23 protein-coding genes and 1 tRNA gene are annotated in these 17369 nt (G+C 51.4%); 5 read left to right on the top strand and 19 right to left on the bottom strand.

Annotation, left to right across the window (positions count from 1 at the left end):
• Positions 1 to 89: 89 nt before the first annotated feature.
• Positions 90 to 896, bottom strand: a complete 807-nt coding sequence (locus TH5_RS11325) for a cytochrome C assembly family protein (protein ID WP_062948812.1) — start codon at positions 894 to 896, stop codon at positions 90 to 92.
• 117 nt (positions 897 to 1013) lie between these two features.
• Here TH5_RS11325 and TH5_RS11320 point away from each other — a divergent pair, with 117 nt between their 5' ends.
• Positions 1014 to 2210 (top strand): bifunctional 2-C-methyl-D-erythritol 4-phosphate cytidylyltransferase/2-C-methyl-D-erythritol 2,4-cyclodiphosphate synthase, encoded by a 1197-nt coding sequence (locus tag TH5_RS11320; protein ID WP_114121955.1) that lies wholly within the window; start codon positions 1014 to 1016, stop codon positions 2208 to 2210.
• Between the two features lie 71 nt (positions 2211 to 2281).
• Here TH5_RS11320 and TH5_RS11315 read toward each other — a convergent pair whose 3' ends face one another.
• The gene (locus TH5_RS11315; RefSeq protein ID WP_062948808.1) at positions 2282 to 2845 is read right to left on the bottom strand and encodes a septation protein A; all 564 of its coding nucleotides are present in this window, start codon (positions 2843 to 2845) and stop codon (positions 2282 to 2284) included.
• Positions 2846 to 2905: 60 nt separating this feature from the next.
• The gene (cutA, locus tag TH5_RS11310) at positions 2906 to 3265 is read right to left on the bottom strand and encodes a divalent-cation tolerance protein CutA (RefSeq protein ID WP_231858137.1); all 360 of its coding nucleotides are present in this window, start codon (positions 3263 to 3265) and stop codon (positions 2906 to 2908) included.
• Positions 3266 to 3380: 115 nt separating this feature from the next.
• Here cutA and TH5_RS11305 point away from each other — a divergent pair, with 115 nt between their 5' ends.
• Both TH5_RS11305 and TH5_RS11300 read left to right on the top strand, forming a co-directional pair.
• Entirely contained in the window at positions 3381 to 3620 is a 240-nt protein-coding gene (locus TH5_RS11305; protein ID WP_097050232.1) for a hypothetical protein, read from the top strand.
• Between the two features lie 223 nt (positions 3621 to 3843).
• Positions 3844 to 4290, top strand: a complete 447-nt coding sequence (locus TH5_RS11300) for a histidine phosphatase family protein (protein WP_114122045.1) — start codon at positions 3844 to 3846, stop codon at positions 4288 to 4290.
• Positions 4291 to 4338: 48 nt separating this feature from the next.
• On the opposite strand, the gene TH5_RS11295 is transcribed toward TH5_RS11300, so the two are convergent.
• The 7 genes from TH5_RS11295 to TH5_RS11260 all read right to left on the bottom strand — a co-directional run bounded on the left by TH5_RS11295 (position 4339) and on the right by TH5_RS11260 (position 8912).
• Positions 4339 to 4415 (bottom strand) — tRNA-Pro (locus TH5_RS11295).
• Positions 4416 to 4481: 66 nt separating this feature from the next.
• Entirely contained in the window at positions 4482 to 4961 is a 480-nt protein-coding gene (locus tag TH5_RS11290) for a MerR family transcriptional regulator (RefSeq protein WP_114121954.1), read from the bottom strand.
• 11 nt (positions 4962 to 4972) lie between these two features.
• Positions 4973 to 5263 (bottom strand): integration host factor subunit alpha, encoded by a 291-nt coding sequence (locus tag TH5_RS11285; RefSeq protein WP_007089542.1) that lies wholly within the window; start codon positions 5261 to 5263, stop codon positions 4973 to 4975.
• A 154-nt stretch (positions 5264 to 5417) separates the two neighbouring features.
• Entirely contained in the window at positions 5418 to 6389 is a 972-nt protein-coding gene (locus TH5_RS11280) for a beta-ketoacyl-ACP synthase III (protein ID WP_114121953.1), read from the bottom strand.
• Positions 6390 to 6433: 44 nt separating this feature from the next.
• Positions 6434 to 7510 (bottom strand): phosphate acyltransferase PlsX, encoded by a 1077-nt coding sequence (gene plsX / locus TH5_RS11275; protein WP_097050228.1) that lies wholly within the window; start codon positions 7508 to 7510, stop codon positions 6434 to 6436.
• A 262-nt stretch (positions 7511 to 7772) separates the two neighbouring features.
• A complete protein-coding gene (locus tag TH5_RS11265) occupies positions 7773 to 8348 on the bottom strand; it encodes a YceD family protein (RefSeq protein WP_062948793.1) in 576 nt (191 codons plus the stop codon).
• Between the two features lie 12 nt (positions 8349 to 8360).
• Entirely contained in the window at positions 8361 to 8912 is a 552-nt protein-coding gene (locus TH5_RS11260) for a ubiquinol-cytochrome C chaperone family protein (protein WP_114122044.1), read from the bottom strand.
• Positions 8913 to 9126: 214 nt separating this feature from the next.
• On the opposite strand from TH5_RS11260, the gene TH5_RS11255 reads away from it, so the two are divergent.
• Entirely contained in the window at positions 9127 to 9525 is a 399-nt protein-coding gene (locus tag TH5_RS11255; RefSeq protein ID WP_244204889.1) for an outer membrane protein assembly factor BamE, read from the top strand.
• A gap of 6 nt (positions 9526 to 9531) precedes the next feature.
• Here TH5_RS11255 and thiL read toward each other — a convergent pair whose 3' ends face one another.
• The 9 genes from thiL to rpiB all read right to left on the bottom strand — a co-directional run bounded on the left by thiL (position 9532) and on the right by rpiB (position 16655).
• Complete coding sequence (thiL, locus tag TH5_RS11250; protein WP_114121951.1) at positions 9532 to 10509, bottom strand: thiamine-phosphate kinase; 978 nt, start codon at positions 10507 to 10509, stop codon at positions 9532 to 9534.
• A gap of 1 nt (position 10510) precedes the next feature.
• Positions 10511 to 11008, bottom strand: coding sequence for a transcription antitermination factor NusB (gene nusB / locus TH5_RS11245; RefSeq protein ID WP_114121950.1), 498 nt, complete (start codon positions 11006 to 11008; stop codon positions 10511 to 10513).
• Positions 11008 to 11472 (bottom strand): 6,7-dimethyl-8-ribityllumazine synthase, encoded by a 465-nt coding sequence (ribH, locus tag TH5_RS11240; protein ID WP_114121949.1) that lies wholly within the window; start codon positions 11470 to 11472, stop codon positions 11008 to 11010. Before ribH ends, nusB begins: the two co-directional genes overlap by 1 nt.
• A 4-nt stretch (positions 11473 to 11476) precedes the next feature.
• Positions 11477 to 12631 (bottom strand): 3,4-dihydroxy-2-butanone-4-phosphate synthase, encoded by a 1155-nt coding sequence (ribB, locus tag TH5_RS11235; RefSeq protein WP_114121948.1) that lies wholly within the window; start codon positions 12629 to 12631, stop codon positions 11477 to 11479.
• A gap of 6 nt (positions 12632 to 12637) precedes the next feature.
• A complete protein-coding gene (locus TH5_RS11230; RefSeq protein ID WP_114121947.1) occupies positions 12638 to 13225 on the bottom strand; it encodes a riboflavin synthase in 588 nt (195 codons plus the stop codon).
• Entirely contained in the window at positions 13226 to 14350 is a 1125-nt protein-coding gene (ribD, locus tag TH5_RS11225; protein ID WP_114121946.1) for a bifunctional diaminohydroxyphosphoribosylaminopyrimidine deaminase/5-amino-6-(5-phosphoribosylamino)uracil reductase RibD, read from the bottom strand.
• Positions 14350 to 14823, bottom strand: coding sequence for a transcriptional regulator NrdR (gene nrdR / locus TH5_RS11220; RefSeq protein WP_114121945.1), 474 nt, complete (start codon positions 14821 to 14823; stop codon positions 14350 to 14352). The genes ribD and nrdR overlap by 1 nt, the downstream gene beginning before the upstream one ends.
• A 24-nt stretch (positions 14824 to 14847) precedes the next feature.
• A complete protein-coding gene (gene glyA / locus TH5_RS11215; protein WP_062958496.1) occupies positions 14848 to 16122 on the bottom strand; it encodes a serine hydroxymethyltransferase in 1275 nt (424 codons plus the stop codon).
• A gap of 86 nt (positions 16123 to 16208) precedes the next feature.
• A complete protein-coding gene (rpiB, locus tag TH5_RS11210; RefSeq protein ID WP_114121944.1) occupies positions 16209 to 16655 on the bottom strand; it encodes a ribose 5-phosphate isomerase B in 447 nt (148 codons plus the stop codon).
• Positions 16656 to 17118: 463 nt separating this feature from the next.
• Between rpiB and TH5_RS11205 the strand changes: the two genes are divergently transcribed.
• Positions 17119 to 17369, top strand: a 251-nt coding sequence (locus tag TH5_RS11205) for a MucR family transcriptional regulator (protein WP_167443530.1), incomplete at its 3' end; no start/stop codon positions are given.

Raw genomic sequence — 17369 nt, 5'->3', positions numbered from 1 at the left:
AATCCGATTGCCTAAAACTTGGGCAGATTAATAAAACTGGCGCCGCGTTGCAACAACTCTAAGCGAATTGTCGAATATATAGGCCCGGATCAACCGATCAGATATCCACTGACAAATCGCACCCCAGGGAATGCCAGCGTAAGCAGAAGCCACGCCCCAAGAACAAATCGCACTGCCATTCGGCCCCGCAAGGTGGATTTTTCATGAATGAAGATCAGAGCACAAATCACAGCGAAGCCAAGCAGGGTCAAAAGCATTTTGTGATCAAGATAGAAAAGCGACTGATCTTCGACCTGACGTAGTGCAAAACCGGTGAAAATGCCAACAACAAGAACCCAAGCAGACCATTTAAGAAAACCAACCAGCATATATTCACTGTCACGCAAAGGCGGCAGGCGGCGGCTCCAGCGATTGGGCCGCCTGTTCTTCAGGGCATTTTCCTGAACGATGTATGCCATTGCCGCTATTGCCGCCAAAGTAACGAGTGCATAGGTCACCAGAGACGTTCCGATATGCACCCATAGCCAACCGGAATAAAGAACCGGCTCTGATACTGATGGATCGAAAACCGGCTCGAACACATTGAAAAACCCGGCAATTCCACCAAACAGTAAAAGATATCCCCCGATATAACCGGCAAGGCGCCATATCTGTTTCGGCCCTTTGCAAATAACAAGCCCGCCAAAAATCAGGATTACCGAGAGCTCGGACCAATGCAAAGCCGCTGTAAAGCCGCGCGATTGCACTTCTTCGCCGGTTAATCCAAGAACCACAACGGTGCCCAAAGCCGCTATGCAAATCGAGGTAAACAGCCAGACATCACGTTGAGGATCACGCCGCATGATTTGCGTGGTCAACGGCAACAGGCACAAAATGTGAAGAACGGCAGCGAGCATGTTCGGATCCGGACTGAAGCTGTTTACGTCATAAGGTCGGACAAATGGCGACTTGGCAAAGGCGTCGCAGAAAGATAGCCTGCGGCGCAATTCAGACAAGTCACGGCATGAACGTTTATGACCAAAAAAATCGCAGTTGTCATCGTTGCTGCAGGCAGCGGTAGCAGATTTGGCGACCCGATACCAAAACAATATCATTTGCTTGGTGGAAAGCCATTGTTGCGGCACTGTATCGAGAGTTTCGCAAAGCTTGTGCCGCTCGAAATGATCCGGGTGATTTATAATCCGGACCATCGGGATCGCTATGATGACGCCATGAACGGTTTATCACTGCCGGAACCGATCGCCGGAGGCCTGACAAGACAACAGTCCGTTCTGAACGGATTGCGATCGCTGGAAGATGAAAACCCGGACTATGTTCTCATACATGATGCGGCAAGACCCGGGATTTCCGACGACGTTATCTTGCGTGTCGTTAATGCGCTGTCAGAACATTCCGGTGCAATTCCGACCCTGCCCGTTATGGATACCATAAAACAAGCAGGTCATTCCGGCTTTATTGAAAAGACAATTCCGCGCGCACAACTTCATCGCGCCCAAACACCACAGGGCTTCCATTTTGCAACAATTCTTAAAGCGCACAAGCAATTTGAGGGATTGGAGTTCACCGACGATGCGGCCCTTCTCGAGCAGCTTGGCCTTGATGTAATCTGTGTCGAGGGTGATGTTGCAAACGATAAAGTTACGCGCCCTGACGATATGGATCGTGCGCATGACCGGTTGTACACTGGTTCCAAGTTAAAGAAAGAAGATAAGAAAATGATCCGCGAAGAGTTTCGGGTTGGCACAGGTTTTGATGTTCATCGCTTTGCGCCGGGCGATCATTGTATTTTGTGTGGGGTATCTGTGCCTCACACCGCACGTCTTGATGGTCATTCCGATGCAGATGTCGGATTGCACACCCTTACAGATGCATTGCTTGGGGCGATTGGTGCCGGTGATATCGGTCAGCATTTCCCACCATCCGACATGAAATGGAAAGGTGCGGCATCCGACCAGTTTGTTTATCATGCGGTCAAACTTATCCGCGAACGAGGTGGCCGCATCATCAACGCGGATATCACGCTGATTTGCGAACACCCAAAGATCGGACCTCATACCAAGGTCATGCGGGAAAAGGTTTCGGAAATACTGGGGATTGATGTTGATCGGGTCAATGTCAAAGCGACCACGACAGAGCGTCTCGGCTTCACTGGTCGCGAGGAAGGTATAGCGGCACAGGCAGTCGTAAGTATCGCTCTGCCAGTCGAATAATCGAATACCAATGAAATGAAAGGCCGGGACTTGTGTCACGGCCGTATATTTGTTCGTTAAGCTTGAGCTGATTACGCTGCAGGTGAGCCGCCCTCTTCTTCCGGCAACTGATGTTTCATCAATATCGGGACCTGTGCCATGCCGAATACCATCGTCAAAGGCATGATGCCCCAGACTTTGAAGGCAACCCAGGTATCGGTCGAGAAATTACGCCAGACGATTTCATTGATCACGGCGAGGACAATAAAGAATATGCTCCAACGCCAGGTCAGGATGCGCCAACCTTCGTCAGTCGCCTTGAACGCGCTTTCCAGAACCAGCTTCAAAAACAATTTTCCTGCCATCAAACCGCCAAACAAAATTGCCGCAAAAAGCAAATTGACGATGGTCGGTTTGATTTTAATGAACAGATCGTTGTCTAGATAAAGGGTCAATCCACCAAACACGATCACAAAAACCCCGCCAATCAACGGCATTACGGGAATCGTTCTGGCAACCAGAAACGAAGTGATCAGCGACACAACAGTGGCAGCCACAAAAACTGCGGTAGCAGTCATTAGATTGGTTGTTGCATTTACAGCGAAAAAGAGAATGAGCGGCCCCATTTCAAGGGCCAATTTTGCAAGCTGGTTCATTGGTCACTTCGTAATATGTAAAATTTCGGCCATCCTAGGGGCCAAGTGTCCCCTATGCAATCACTTCGGGGCTTTTGCTTTATTAACCTGATTTCGCAACCAATTCACGTACGGGGCGTTTCCTCTGCCAAGGGGAATCTCAAGGATACAAGGAACCTCGTATGGATGGTGGTCGGCGATCCAGCCGGCAAGGTCCTTCGCCACCGAAGACCTTGTTTTCAAAATGACGATCATTTCATTTTCTTCCTCAATGTCGTCGTCCCATTCATAGACCGCGACCATTTGCGGTAAAATGTTTGCACAGGCCGCAAATCGCTCTCGGACGGCACCACCTGCGATCACGCGTGCGACTTCCATATCTGGCACCGTCACGTAAAGAAACACCATATCGCTCTGCTCGAAGGGATCGTTCGTCATCATGATTGCTCCCCGGATGATTATCCGTCACACTTAACTGCAATATATAGCTTGGTCATTACATTACGCCAACCGGGCGCGACATCCTGCCCGAAGGCGCTATGACGGGGAAAAGCAGGTGAAACCGACACAGGTACAACTCGATTGGTTGCGCCGCGGCCTAAGCCAGCCTGGCGGAAAGCTGCCGCTTTTTGATACCAACGGCAAACAGATTAGCGAAAAAACGGTCAAAAGCTGCATCGATCACGGATGGGCTGCACCATGGTTCGATAACCCGATAAAACCGGATTGGCTGATCTGCAAACTGACAGATGAAGGCCGTCGGGTCGCTACCTCCGTTACAGATAACAGGGCCTAATAGATCCAAGCCCCCAGCTGCCGCTCAACTGATCTGATCAGTACGTTCTCGGGTATCAAGTTCAATAACTTTTTGCCAATGAGTGTGCCGCATCATGCGTTCATGTATCAGAAATACGATTGTCGCTCTAACTTTCGTCTGCTCGTTTGTCCCCCACAGCATCAAGGCAGCAGATGTGCCCCATTCGTTGGATATATGGCGCCAGCCCGGAGTGCACGCGCTGATGCGCCATGCCATCGCACCGGGCACTGGCGATCCCAAGAACTTTGTTATTGGCGATTGCAATACCCAACGAAACCTTGACGAGGCTGGTCGCAATCAAGCGCGTGCAATAGGCGCGCGCGTGCGTGAAGCGGGCATATTGCTGGACGTAGTTCTCAGCAGTCAGTGGTGTCGCTGTTTGGAAACAGCCAAATTACTCGGACTTGGCAACGTGATTGAGACACCTGCTTTGAATTCGTTTTTCCGCGATGGTAGCACCAAGAAAATACAGACAGATCAAATCATTGACCGACTTCGCGCACTTCCCAAACACAGCAATGCCCTGTTGATCACCCATCAGGTGAACATTACCGCATTGACCGGTGTTTATCCAAGCTCAGGCGAAATAATTCTGTTCCGATTTGGTGATAATGACGTCTTGGACATGCTTGCGCGATTGACGCTGTAGCCTCGACAGGACAACAGGGTTCAAATCAAATTTTGCGAGAGATTAAATTGGTCGGAGCGAGAGGATTCGAACCTCCGACCCCCTGCACCCCATGCAGGTGCGCTACCAGGCTGCGCCACGCTCCGACCGTAAATGCGCCGTTTGGCGCGGCTCGATAAATAGCCGCGCAAGCCCAAAGACGCAAATGGTTTTTACGTATTTTTTTCCGCCTGCCCCAAGGCCGACTTAAGGATGCCCTGCAGGTCTTCCAATTCACCCAAAAGGTTCGTCAGAGCAATTTTATCGGATGCGGTTACGTTGCCAGACACTGCGACAGGAGGTTGTATTTGATCCGAAGCGAGATCAGCTGTTTCCGTCAAAGAAGCAACTGCAATTTCGGAAGGCAACTTGCCTTTGTGCTGATCCAGCAGCTTTTGCACGCCCTTGATCGTATATCCCTGATCATGGAGCAAAGAACGGATATCTGCCAGTAACACCAAGTCTTCCGGGCGGTAGTAACGACGCCCGCCCGCACGTTTCATCGGCTTGATCTGGGGAAACTTGGATTCCCAAAAACGCAGGACATGCTGCTGCAGGCCCAGTTCTTTTGCTGCTTCGCTAATTGTACGAAACGCAGAGTCAGACTTTGCTGTGCGGCGGTTATCCGCCACAGCCCCCAAGTGATTTTTCATGAGTTCGGTTCTTAAGCGTTAATGCGTGCTTTCAGCACCTGCGACGGCCGGAACACAAGCACCTTGCGTGGCAGGATCGGTACTTCTTCGCCCGTTTTGGGGTTACGACCGATGCGCTGCCCTTTCTGACGGACAGAGAAACTGCCAAAGGAGGAAATCTTGACGACTTCGTCTTTGATCAGTGCAGAAGAAATTTCATCGAGTACCGTTTCCAGCAACTGGGCGGACTCGTTACGCGACAAACCGACTTCCTGATAAACGGCTTCGGCGAGATCCGCGCGGGTAATCGTAGCTTCCGACATAACTGGCCGCCTCCTTAAAACGGGACTTTATACACAAGGCTATATCTGGTAGCGAAATCAGTCAATATCAACAGGATACATTGCTTTAAGGCAGAATGTTGTGCTTTTTAAGCAAATGCTTTGTTTTTCACTGATATTGCGGGAAATTTCTGCTTTACCATCGTACGAGTGCCGCACCCCAGGTAAAGCCGCCGCCCATTGCTTCCAGAATAACAATGTCACCGCGCTGAATACGTCCATCATGAACCGCTTCTGCCAGTGCCAGGGGAATCGATGCAGCTGATGTGTTTGCGTGACGATCAACTGTGATCACCACCTTATCTTCGGAAATACCAAACTTTTTGGCGGTGCTATCCAGAATGCGACGGTTCGCCTGATGCGGGACCAGCCAGTCAATATCCGATGCTTCCAGCCCGGTATCAGCAAGAACTTCACGAATAACACCGGCAAGATTGGTCACAGCATGACGGAAGACTTCTTTGCCTTCCATCTGAAGATACCCCACGGTCTGCGTCGAAGACGGGCCGCCATTAACATAAAGAAGTTCGTATTTGCTGCCATCCGAATGCAGCCGACTTGCAAGAATACCCTGATCCTTGATCGTTCCCTGCCCTTCGACGGCCTGAAGAACAACTGCGCCAGCCCCATCACCGAACAAAACGCATGTACGGCGATCTTCCCAATCAAGAATGCGAGAAAATGTCTCGGCCCCGATCACAAGAACAGTTTTTGCCTGACCGTTGCGAATATACATATCGGCGGTGGTCAGTGCATAGACAAAGCCCGAGCAGACCGCCTGAACATCAAACGCAAAACCGACAACACCAAGACGATGCTGAACCTTTGTGGCCGTGGCCGGGAAAGTATTATCGGGTGTTGCCGTCGCAACAATGATCATGTCGATATCGGCTGCAGTTACACCCGCATGCTCCATAGCGCGCGTGGCAGCCGCAACCGCCAGATCACTGGTGGTTTCACCCTCCGCAGCTACGTGGCGCTGGCGTATTCCAGTCCTGGCAACGATCCACTCATCAGACGTATCGACGCGCTTTGCCAGCTCATCATTGGTTACAACATTCGAAGGAAGATATGATCCGCAACCAATAATGCGAGAACGAACAGTCATGATTTAAGAACCGCCAGTTTTAGTGGGAATAGTTGGGGACAGTATCAGTCGGCCTGGCCAGCTGCGAGGGCGATGGTTTCCTCATCGATGGGCGCTTTGGAGATTGCTTCTTCAAAGGCAGCAAGTTCGCCCTTGATCGTTTCATTGAGTCGGTTGGCTATAAGGTCGTGACAAACGCCAATGGCATTCGAGAAACCCAATGCATCGGTGCCACCGTGGCTCTTCACCGCAATCCCGTTCAGGCCCAGCAGCATTGCGCCATTGTAACGACGCGGGTCCATCCGTTCACGAAAACGCTGCAGTGAACGACGAGCAAGCAAGTACCCGACTTTTGCCCAGAAAGAACTTTTGAAGGTCTCGCGCAGAAAATGAACAAGTAGGCGTGCTGTACCTTCGGCGGTTTTAAGTGCGACGTTGCCGGTGAAGCCGTCCGTAACAATCACGTCGACCGTACCTTTGGCAAGGTCATCACCTTCCACAAATCCTTCGAAACGGATTGGAAGATCAATTTCCCGCAGGATAGCGGCTGCCTTCTTAACAGACTCGTTACCCTTGAGTTCCTCGATCCCGACATTTAGCAGGCCAACCGACGGTTTTTCTATTCCGAACAGGATACGTGCGAAAACCTCTCCCATCAGTGCGAACTGCACCAGGTTGTTTTCGTCGCATTCGATGTTGGCCCCAAGATCCAGCATGACGGTTTCGCCACGCTGGGTTGGCATATAGGTCGCGATGGCCGGGCGATCGATGCCACGAACCGTTTTAAGGACAAATTTTGCCATTGCCATCAGTGCACCGGTATTGCCGGCAGATACGACGCCCTGCGCATCGCCTTCTTTCACGGCATTGATGGCGAGCCGCATACTGGAATCCCGCCGTTGCCGCAAGGCAACTGACGGCTTGTCATCCATTGTCACCTCTTGCGAGGCGTGACGAACTTCACTGACGGCCTCAAGACCTGGATATTTGGCGAGCAGCGGTTTGATCCGCGCTTCATCCCCAAACATCAAAAATTTAAGATGGGGCAAACGTTTCAGGGCAATTTCCGCACCCGCCACGACCATCTCGGGCGCGTGGTCTCCTCCCATCGCGTCAAGTGATATGCAGACCTGTTCAGGCAATGTATTCTCTTATGGTTGTTCTAAAACATCTGAACCGGAATCTACCGGCAGGCTTGCCAATCGGCGAAACTTGTCTTCGGCATGCCGGAACGCCCGTAATTACCGGAATTCTCAGCCAGATACAAGGTAAAGCCGATATGCAGCCCAAAGCCAGTCCCGTTCTGCTTTCGGTCCGTATTTTCGCTCAAAAGCGTGAAATGCCGGTAACGACCGGCATTTCAGCGATATCTTACATGACGAAACACGCAACCAGAATGGTAATTTAGTTTTTCTTCTCGAGCTGTTCCTTAAGGCCCGCAAGTTTGGCAAACGGGTTCGGACGCTCTTCTTCGTCATCCTCGGATTTGACCACGTCGGCGACTTTTGCACCATCCTTGCGGGGGTAAGGGTCCATAGCCACGGCAAGAAACTGCGAAACGACTTCGCCAACATCAATTTTGCCATCGACCAATGGTTCCGGTTGATCAAGAAGAGCCATAAGTTCTTCTTCGGAAAGATCATCCAGATCATCGGGATTCGACGGAAGATCATCTTCGGAAATGTGCGGCGAAAACAGAACTTCCACCTCGTCTTCTACAATCTCGGGAACCGGTTCCAGGGTTGCGACACAACGCTGAATAATATCGGCATGCATTGGACCACGCAGGGTGACTTCGCCGTTGCCTGCCGTCGTGATTGTCAGGGTCGCCTTCAAACTGTTGATCGCAATCAGTTCGAAGCGTTCAGCAAGTGCAGCACACTCTTTTTCGTTCGCTTCAATCTCGATCTTGTTCTTTTTCCCGACCTGTTCGTCAGTGTTGACGATACGGGAAAACTCAGGTGCGATTTGCTCAGGCATTTGGGCCTCTTTCTATTCGGTTTGTGCAACGGAGATTTCCGGCACGGCCGGAAAATGAATGACGCCGTTGTGTAATTCTTCGGTTTTCTGACGATCAAGATTTGCAAGGGCATCATTGATATAGCCAACCATGGCCATCAATTGTGCGTCGCTTGCGTCATTATCTGCGTACAGATTGCGGTTAAGGGCGGCTGCAAGTTCTATGGCGCCAGTTTGCACGCCTTCTTCATAGGCGACGATGCGGCCATGATAGGACTCCGACATTTTCCGGATGCGCTTAAGGATGCCGACGTCACCAATTCCCATCTCACGCATGTTCTGATCGAGGTCGGAAAACATCACGTCAAAGATTTCCTGTGCCAGCTTCCGGCCTTCATTGTCTTTTTTCAGACGGCGAAACAGAACGAAAGCATGCACCAGAATCAAGTCAAAGCGGCCTTCCATCGTGTCGGCAACACCAAGACGTGTATAGAATGCATGGTCTCGCGCCTGCTCGACCATCCTGGTGTAAAGCGCAAAGGCAGCACTTTGTTTGCGGTCCTTTTTCTTTAACCAGCCGAACAACAGAAACACTCCTTCGTTGACATTCCCGCCATGGCACGCAGAATGCCGTAAATTTCCCGGGGCGATACTGCCCCACCATTGCCCGGCAATATCATGCGCCCAGCGCTGAAACTCAAGGCAATTCCTTACTGATTTTAACTAGCGGATCGCTCTGGTGAGTTCCATGCATAAAAGAACAAGACGCATTTCCCTTCTGATGCTGGCCGGATTGGCAATGGCAGTTGTTTCTGCCTGCAGCCCACGTATTGCAACACGTGGTAATGCTCCAGAACCGGAAGCTCTCGAGCAAATAGTCGTCGGAGAATCGACCAAGGGTGATGTGACGGATCTACTGGGATCACCTTCAAGCATCGCTGCGTTCGATGAAAATGTCTGGCTTTATATTTCGCGTAGAACTGAAACAATTGCTTTTCTGGAACCCGATGTCGTTGAACAAAAGGTCGTTTTGATCAGCTTTGATGCCGCAAATCGTGTTGATATTCTGAGCGAATATGACCTGGAAGACGGAAAGCCGGTCATTCCTACCGACCGGATCACGCCAACAGCAGGCAAAGAAATCACAATCCTGCAGCAGTTGTTTGGCAACCTTGGCCGCTTCAGCGAAACGAAATAAGTCCGCTTAGGATCCAAAATGGTCGAACCCGCCCTTTGCGAGTTCGGCCATTTTTTTATCAATACCAATCAGATCAACCTGCCCGCTTCGATCTGTTACCTCACCAATAATCGTAATATCACTACCCAGAGCTTTGATTTCATTGGGACCAGCACAAATCAAAAGTTCGTAATCATCACCGCCAGCAAGTACAGAATTCCAAAATGCAGGATCATTCTGCACCGCATGCCGGGCGGCCTTTGAAAGAGGAATTCGTTCTTGATCAAAGATCATACCGACATTGGATGCCTCGCAAATTTTTCGGCAATCCCCCGCCAGTCCGTCTGAAATATCCATCGCAGCATACCGGCGAATGGCAGCTACACATTTTTGACCGATTTCCAAACGTGGTTGAGGCACCCAGTATCGCGATGCCAAAAACGCGGTATCTTCGTGATCAAGGCTGTTTAAATCACCCTGCAGAACCTTCAAGCCAAGCGCGCCATCCCCCAGGGTCCCAGTGACCGCAATCAGATCACCTGGCTTGGCCGCATCACGGCGGAGCGCTCTGCCCGGCGGGACTGCGCCAAATGCTGTTAGACTGAAGAATGTAGGACCGGGTGTACCAACGGTATCCCCTCCCAGAAGCGGCGTGTCGAAGGCATCACAATCCTGTCCCAAACCTTTCGCAAATTCCGCGATCCAGTCCTCGGACAAATCTCGGTTATATCCTGCCGTCAATACGACACCCAGCGGGGATGCCCCCATTGCAGCAAGGTCCGACAGATTAACGCGCATTACCTTGCGCGCAATATTGGCCGGGTCATCCTGACTTCGGAAATGGACATCTGCGACAAGAGCATCGACCGTTATCACCAGTTCCTGTCCATCGGGCACAGACAAAAGAGCCGCATCGTCCAAGAGAGACAACGCGGCTTTTGACTTTTGCGCGATTGGCGCAAAATGGCGCGCGATCAGATCAAACTCTCCTGACCGCCCTGCCATATTATTTCTGCCCGGTTTCACCTGCACGAAGCGTTTTGCCGATCCGGTCAAGAACAGCATTCACCAGCTTCGGCTCGGTTTCGTCAAAGAACGAATGGGCCGCATCCACGTATTCGGTGATGACGACACGCATCGGAACATCTTCACGCATCATCAATTCGTAGGTGCCCGCGCGCAGAATACTGCGCAAAACGGTTTCAAGACGCTTGGTCGTCCAGCCCTTTTCCAACGCTGAATCGATCAATCCGTCAAGGTCGACGGTACGTGCGGTGACGCCCTGAACCAGATCGGCGAAAAAACCGCGATCAGGATCAATCAGGTTGTCGTTGGGTTCTTCAAGGTCGCGAATACCTTCGCCGTCAAGGCGGAAGTCGGAGTATTCACGCACAACATCACCTGCCGAAAGCTGCGAAAGTTCGGCCTGGTAAAGCGCCTGAATGGCAGCAAAACGCGCGGCACTGCGTCGTTGAGCGGCTGATGCCTTGGGTTTATCGGTCATTACTTGTGATGTATTCCAAAGTGGTTTTGAACTTCGATCATACGAAAAACGGCGCGGGCGGCCTCGCCCCCTTTATTCTTCTGATCGGCCTTGGCACGTGCAAGTGCCTGGGCTTCATTTTCAACAGTCAGGATGCCATTGCCGATCGCCAGACGATAATCAAGGCAAAGCTGCATCAAGGCACGGTTGGCTTCTTCGCAGATGTGATCGTAATGCGTGGTTTCGCCGCGGATAACACAGCCGAGAGCAAGGTAGCCATCATACCGAGGGCCCGTTGCAAGGTCAGCCATTGACTGTACGGCATATCGGATTGCTATCGGAACTTCGAAGGCACCGGAAACAGAAAGCCGGTCCCAGGTTGCACCACCAGCTTCCAGAGTCGACGCAGCCCCTTTGACCAGATCTTCGACGATATGGGTGTAATAAGGCGCATCAACGATCAGGATGTGCGGACCGTTACTCATGTTTTTATTCCTCCGATACGACAAGCGGACGCTGATCAACCAGATTTAGACCGAACCCGTCAAGTCCTACGATGTGTCTTTTGGTGTTTGAAAGCAAAATCATGTCGTGAATGCCCAAATCCAGCAAGATTTGCGCCCCCACACCATAATCGCGCAAATCAGATTCGCCAGCGGTTTTCGCGATTTCCTGACGAAGTGCCTCGCCGTCGCCACCGTACCGTTCGATCAGTTTTGCAATCGATGACGAAAGCGTATTGGGTCGCGGTTCACGGATCAGAACGATCACACCGCGTCCCTCCTCACCGATCTGGCGCATTGCGGCCTGCAATTCACCGCCGTGGCTTCCCTGACGGTCGCCAAGTACATCTTCAAGAACATTCAGGGCATGGACGCGTGTAAGGACTGGTGCACCATCAGAAATATCGCCTTTAACAAGCGCGATATGTTCCGCGTAGGTGATATTGTTTACATAAAGATTAAGCTCAAACTCGCCACCATGCAGCGAATTGATTTTGGTTGTCGCCTTGCGCTGAACGACTTTTTCGTGCTTCCGGCGATAGCGGATCAAATCGGCAATCTGCGCAATTTTCAAATTATGCTTTTGGGCAAATTCAACGAGTTCTGGCAAACGCGCCATTTCGCCGCTTTCGCTCATGATCTCGCAAATAACGCCAGACGGATTAAGCCCCGCCAGCCGGGAAATATCAACCGATGCCTCGGTATGCCCGGCACGGACCAGAACCCCGCCCGGACGCGCACGAAGCGGAAAGATGTGCCCGGGGGTAACGATATCATCCGCCGTTGATTTTGGATCGATCGCTACAGAAATTGTTCTGGCTCTGTCCGGGGCGGATATCCCTGTTGTGACGCCGGTTGCCGCCTCTATCGAAACGGTGAATGCCGTTTCATGTCGTGTACCGTTTCGCGCGCTCATCAAAGGCAGGCCAAGATGATCGCACCGTTCGGATTCAAGCGTCAGACAAATAAGCCCACGGCCATGCGTTGCCATGAAGTTCACGGCATCGGGTGTCGCCATTTGCGCGGGAATAACCAGATCGCCCTCGTTCTCGCGATCCTCGTCGTCGACAAGGATGAACATCCGGCCGTTACGGGCTTCTTCAATAACATCTTCAATCGGCGAAAGGTGGCGATGTGGCATGGCTATTCAATCCTTCCCCAGCATGCGCGCGACATAACGCGCCAGCATGTCTATCTCGAAATTGATCCGGTCTCCCGGTTGCTTCGATCCCAGCGTTGTATGTGTCTGGGTATGGGGTATCAGATTGATACCAAAAGTGTTTCCGTCAACCTCATTGACCGTCAAAGAAACACCTTCAAGCGTTACGGAGCCCTTTGACGCAATATATTTCGCAAAAACCTCGGAAACTTCGAATGTCAGACGCAGGGAATCACCTTCCGGAAGGCGTTTCGTAAGGACTGCAACGCCGTCGACATGACCCGAAACAATGTGGCCGCCCAACTCGTCCCCAACCCGGGTTGCCTGTTCCAGATTGACCCGTGATCCGACGCCAAGGTCACCCATGGTAGTTTTGCTCAGACTTTCGGCAGATGCTTCGATGGCAAACCAGTCTGCCCCGGTTTCAATCACGGTCATACAGGCGCCATTGCAGGAAATCGACGCCCCCAGAACGATTTTGGAAGTATCGAAACCTGTCGTGAATTCGAAACGTGTATCGCCGCGCTTTTCAATTTTTCGAACGGTACCGATATCTGTGATGATGCCTGTGAACATTCAACTATCCGTTATTTTCTCGTATGTTGTCACGATATCCTCGCCAACTGCTCGAACAGAAACGCGTCGGAACCGCGATATATCTGACAGGCGATCAAAACCAAGATCCGCGATCATTGCTTTTCCATCCGCCCCTATAATGGACGGTGCGCTGAAATGGACAATGCAATCAACGAGATTATCCCGCACCAGACCGGCAGCAAGAATACCGCCACTTTCGACCAGCACGCGGGTCAGCCCCTGTTCGCCCAAACGTTTCATCACGTCATTTAGGTCGAAATGATCATTATCGCATCTGGCAGAAAGTACTTTCACATCGGTTTCTGTAAATTTTTCAGAAACTTCGCGCAAAAGTGCATCCGTTGTCACGACCCAGGTCGGAACATTATGGGCACTTGTCACCATGTCAGTCGACAGTGGCACCTCGCCTTTGCGATCCAGGATGATGCGAACAGGTGATTGTTCGTAGCGTCCGGCGATACGGCATGTCAGGGTCGGGTTATCCGTCAATACGGTATTCGCACCGACAAGGATTGCGTCATGATTAGCACGCAAAAGATGCCCCTGCTCGCGCGCCGCACTACCGGTTATCCATTTGCTTTCGCCAGATTTTGTTGCCGATCGACCATCCATCGTCGATGCAAGTTTCAGCGTCACCGTTGGACGCCCGGACAGAATGCGCGACAGAAAACCGGAATTAATATGACGCGCTTCGTCGCTACAAAGCCCGACATCGACAATAATGCCCGCATCCCGCAACATATCGTGGCCTCGCCCGGATACACGATCATCCGGGTCTTCAAGCGCACTGACAACGCGTTTAACACCGGCCTCAATCAGGCCTGCGGCACAGGGGGGCGATACGCCGAAATGGCTGCAGGGTTCAAGTGTGACATAGGCCGTCGCATTGCGGGCCATTTCTGCAGCCTCATCCAATGCAACACGTTCGGCATGGGGCCTTCCACCCGGCTTGGTGAAACCGCGCCCGACAATCGTTCCCTGGGGTGAAACCAGAACACACCCGACAGACGGGTTGGGCCAGACATTTCCCAGACCGCGTTTTGACAGGCTTAGAGCGACCCGCATGAAATGCCGGTCATCATCCGAAAACGCGGGGATTGTCATTACTCTGCGTCCGCCTCTTCTTCCCCATCATGCATATTTTCCACGAACTGTTCGAAGTCGCGGGCTTCACGGAAGTTTTTATACACCGAAGCATAACGGACATAAGCAACCTGATCGAGTGCGATCAACGCCCCCATCACCATTTCACCGATTGTGTCGGTTGAAATGTCGCTTTCACCGCTGCTTTCGAGGCGACGTTGAATACCATTAAGCGCCTTTTCGACGCGTTCATCCTCAATTGGGCGTTTGCGGCAGGCAAGAAAGATTGATCGCGCAAGCTTGTCACGATCAAACAATTCGCGTTGCCCGTCCTTTTTCACCACCATCAATTCACGGAGCTGAACGCGTTCAAACGTCGTGAAACGCGATCCACAGGCTGGGCAAAACCGGCGCCGGCGAATGGCGTGATGTTCCTCGGTCGGACGGGAGTCCTTGACCTGGGTGTCTGTATGGCCACAGAACGGGCAACGCATTGTTTTTACTCGCTCCTGAAAGGATCAGGCATAGATCGGGAAGCGTTTGCAAAGGTCTTCGACCTTGGTGCGAACAGCATTCTCGACCTGGGCATTGCCATCAGGATTATCGACAAGAGCGTCAAGCACATCACCGATCAATTCACCGATCTGCTTGAATTCCTCTACACCAAAGCCACGCGTGGTGCCGGCCGGCGTACCCAAACGAACGCCTGAGGTAATGGTCGGCTTTTCAGTGTCAAACGGAATGCCGTTCTTGTTGCAGGTGATCCCTGCACGCTCAAGTGCGACTTCGGCGTTGTTGCCCTTAAGCCCCTTGGGACGCAGGTCGACCAGCATCAGGTGCGTATCGGTGCCGCCGGTTACGATATCGAAACCGCGCTTTACCAGAACTTCGGCCAAGGCCTTGGCATTGTCGACAACCTGCTGCGCATATTCCTTGAATTCCGGACGCAATGCTTCGCCAAAAGCAACTGCCTTGGCCGCGATGACATGCATCAACGGGCCACCCTGCAGGCCGGGGAAGACCGCCGAATTGATCTTTTTGCCGATTTCAACATTGTTCGACAGGATCATGCCGCCGCGCGGACCGCGAAGGGTTTTATGCGTGGTGGTGGTGACAACGTCTGCATAAGGAAGCGGGCTCGGATGAACGCCACCGGCAACCAGGCCAGCAAAATGCGCCATATCAACCATCAGAAGCGCACCAACCTTGTCCGCAATTTCGCGGAAACGCTTGAAATCAATTTGGCGCGGAATAGCCGAGCCACCAGCGATGATCAGGGTCGGTTTATGTTCGACTGCAAGGGCTTCAACCTGATCATAATCAAGGGTCAGGTCGTCTTCACGTACGCCATACTGAATGGCATTGAACCATTTCCCCGAAAGCGCAGGACGTGCGCCATGGGTCAGATGGCCACCTGCATCAAGTGACATGCCGAGAATGGTATCACCCGGTTTGCAAAGCGCCAGCATGACAGCACCGTTTGCCTGTGCGCCCGAATGTGGCTGGACGTTGACAAACTCGCAACCAAACAGTTCTTTGGCTCGATTGATTGCGAGTTCCTCGGCAACGTCAACAAACTCACAGCCACCATAGTAACGGCGTGAAGGGTAACCTTCGGCATATTTGTTGGTCAGCACAGTACCCTGTGCCTCGATCACGGCCTTAGAAACAATGTTCTCGGAGGCGATCATTTCGATCTGGTTCTGCTGACGATCCAGTTCGTCAGTTACCGATTTGAACAGGGCCGGATCTGCTTCTGACAAGCTGGTAGAGAAAAAGCCTTTAAACGACATTATGGGGCCTCTCGATACAATGTGGCGGGAACGAACGCTGCAAAGTTCGAAACCCGTACCGGGTTATTGCCAGGTGGCGAAAGAAATCAATCAGGAAGTGACGACAGTTTTTCGACACGACGTTCGTGTCGACCGCCTTCAAATTCAGTCGTTACGAATGCATTGACGCAATCAAGTGCCGTCGCATCACCAAGCAGGCGAGCGCCAAGACACAAAACGTTGGCGTTGTTATGTTGACGACACAGTTCGGCTGACAGCCGGTCATGCACCAAAGCGGCACGGATTTGCGGATAACGGTTGGCGGCAATGCTCATGCCAATCCCAGAGCCACAAACAAGAATACCACTCGCGGCCTTACCATCGATAATCGATTTGGCAACGGCCTGCGCGTAATCTGGGTAATCGACCGATGCCGATCCGTCAGTACCGAGATCAATCACTTCCCAGCCATTATCGGCAAGCGATTTGATGATTTGGGATTTAAGTTCAACACCACCGTGATCGGCAGCGATGGCAATGGTCTTGGCTGTCATATGCGAGCCCTTGATAAATACGCGCAACAGGTAATTTGGAGCGCCTTTTAGCACATAGCTTCGTAACTGCCAACGGACAGCGGCCTTTGTGGTTAAAGTTTTAGATGGACAACTTTTGAGTGTTCACTCAATAAGGCTACTACACTTAAAGGGAGATTTTCTCACCGGTTACGTTAGGAATACGTCAATTAAAGAAAAATAATGATATATATACTTTGATATATAATCCCCCACACTCTCCAGAACTAAATCGATGTAACAAAGCATGCATTCTTCGTGCAAATCAAACCGAATTGTCTATTTTTCGATCTCATATGTGACTTCTTTACCATCCACCCTAGTTTTATCCGGCTCATAAAATTTAAGTAGAATTGGTATATTGAATAACAGTCTTGTTTGACTATATCTGCGAAATAATGCAAAAAGCATTGTCTATTCGTAATGACGAAGGAAATATTTCAAGATGACCGATGCTGAAAACAGCGTTCTGGACCGCGACGAATTGCTACAGATGACTGTTGATATCGTTTCTGCTTATGTCAGCAACAATGCAATTGCATCTGCACAGATTCCCGAATTGATTTCGACAATTTTCAATTCACTTGACGTTTTACGTGAAGTCGAAACCGTTGAAGAAGAAGAGCCGCTGAAACCAGCTGTTCCGATCCGCAAATCGATTGGCGATGATTACATCATTTGCCTTGAAGACGGCAA

The organism is Thalassospira xianhensis MCCC 1A02616, from assembly GCF_003326475.1.
GTDB lineage: Bacteria > Pseudomonadota > Alphaproteobacteria > Rhodospirillales > Thalassospiraceae > Thalassospira > Thalassospira xianhensis.
The sequence above is the reverse complement of the archived record's forward strand: the minus strand, read 5'-3'. Positions and strand labels throughout refer to the sequence as shown.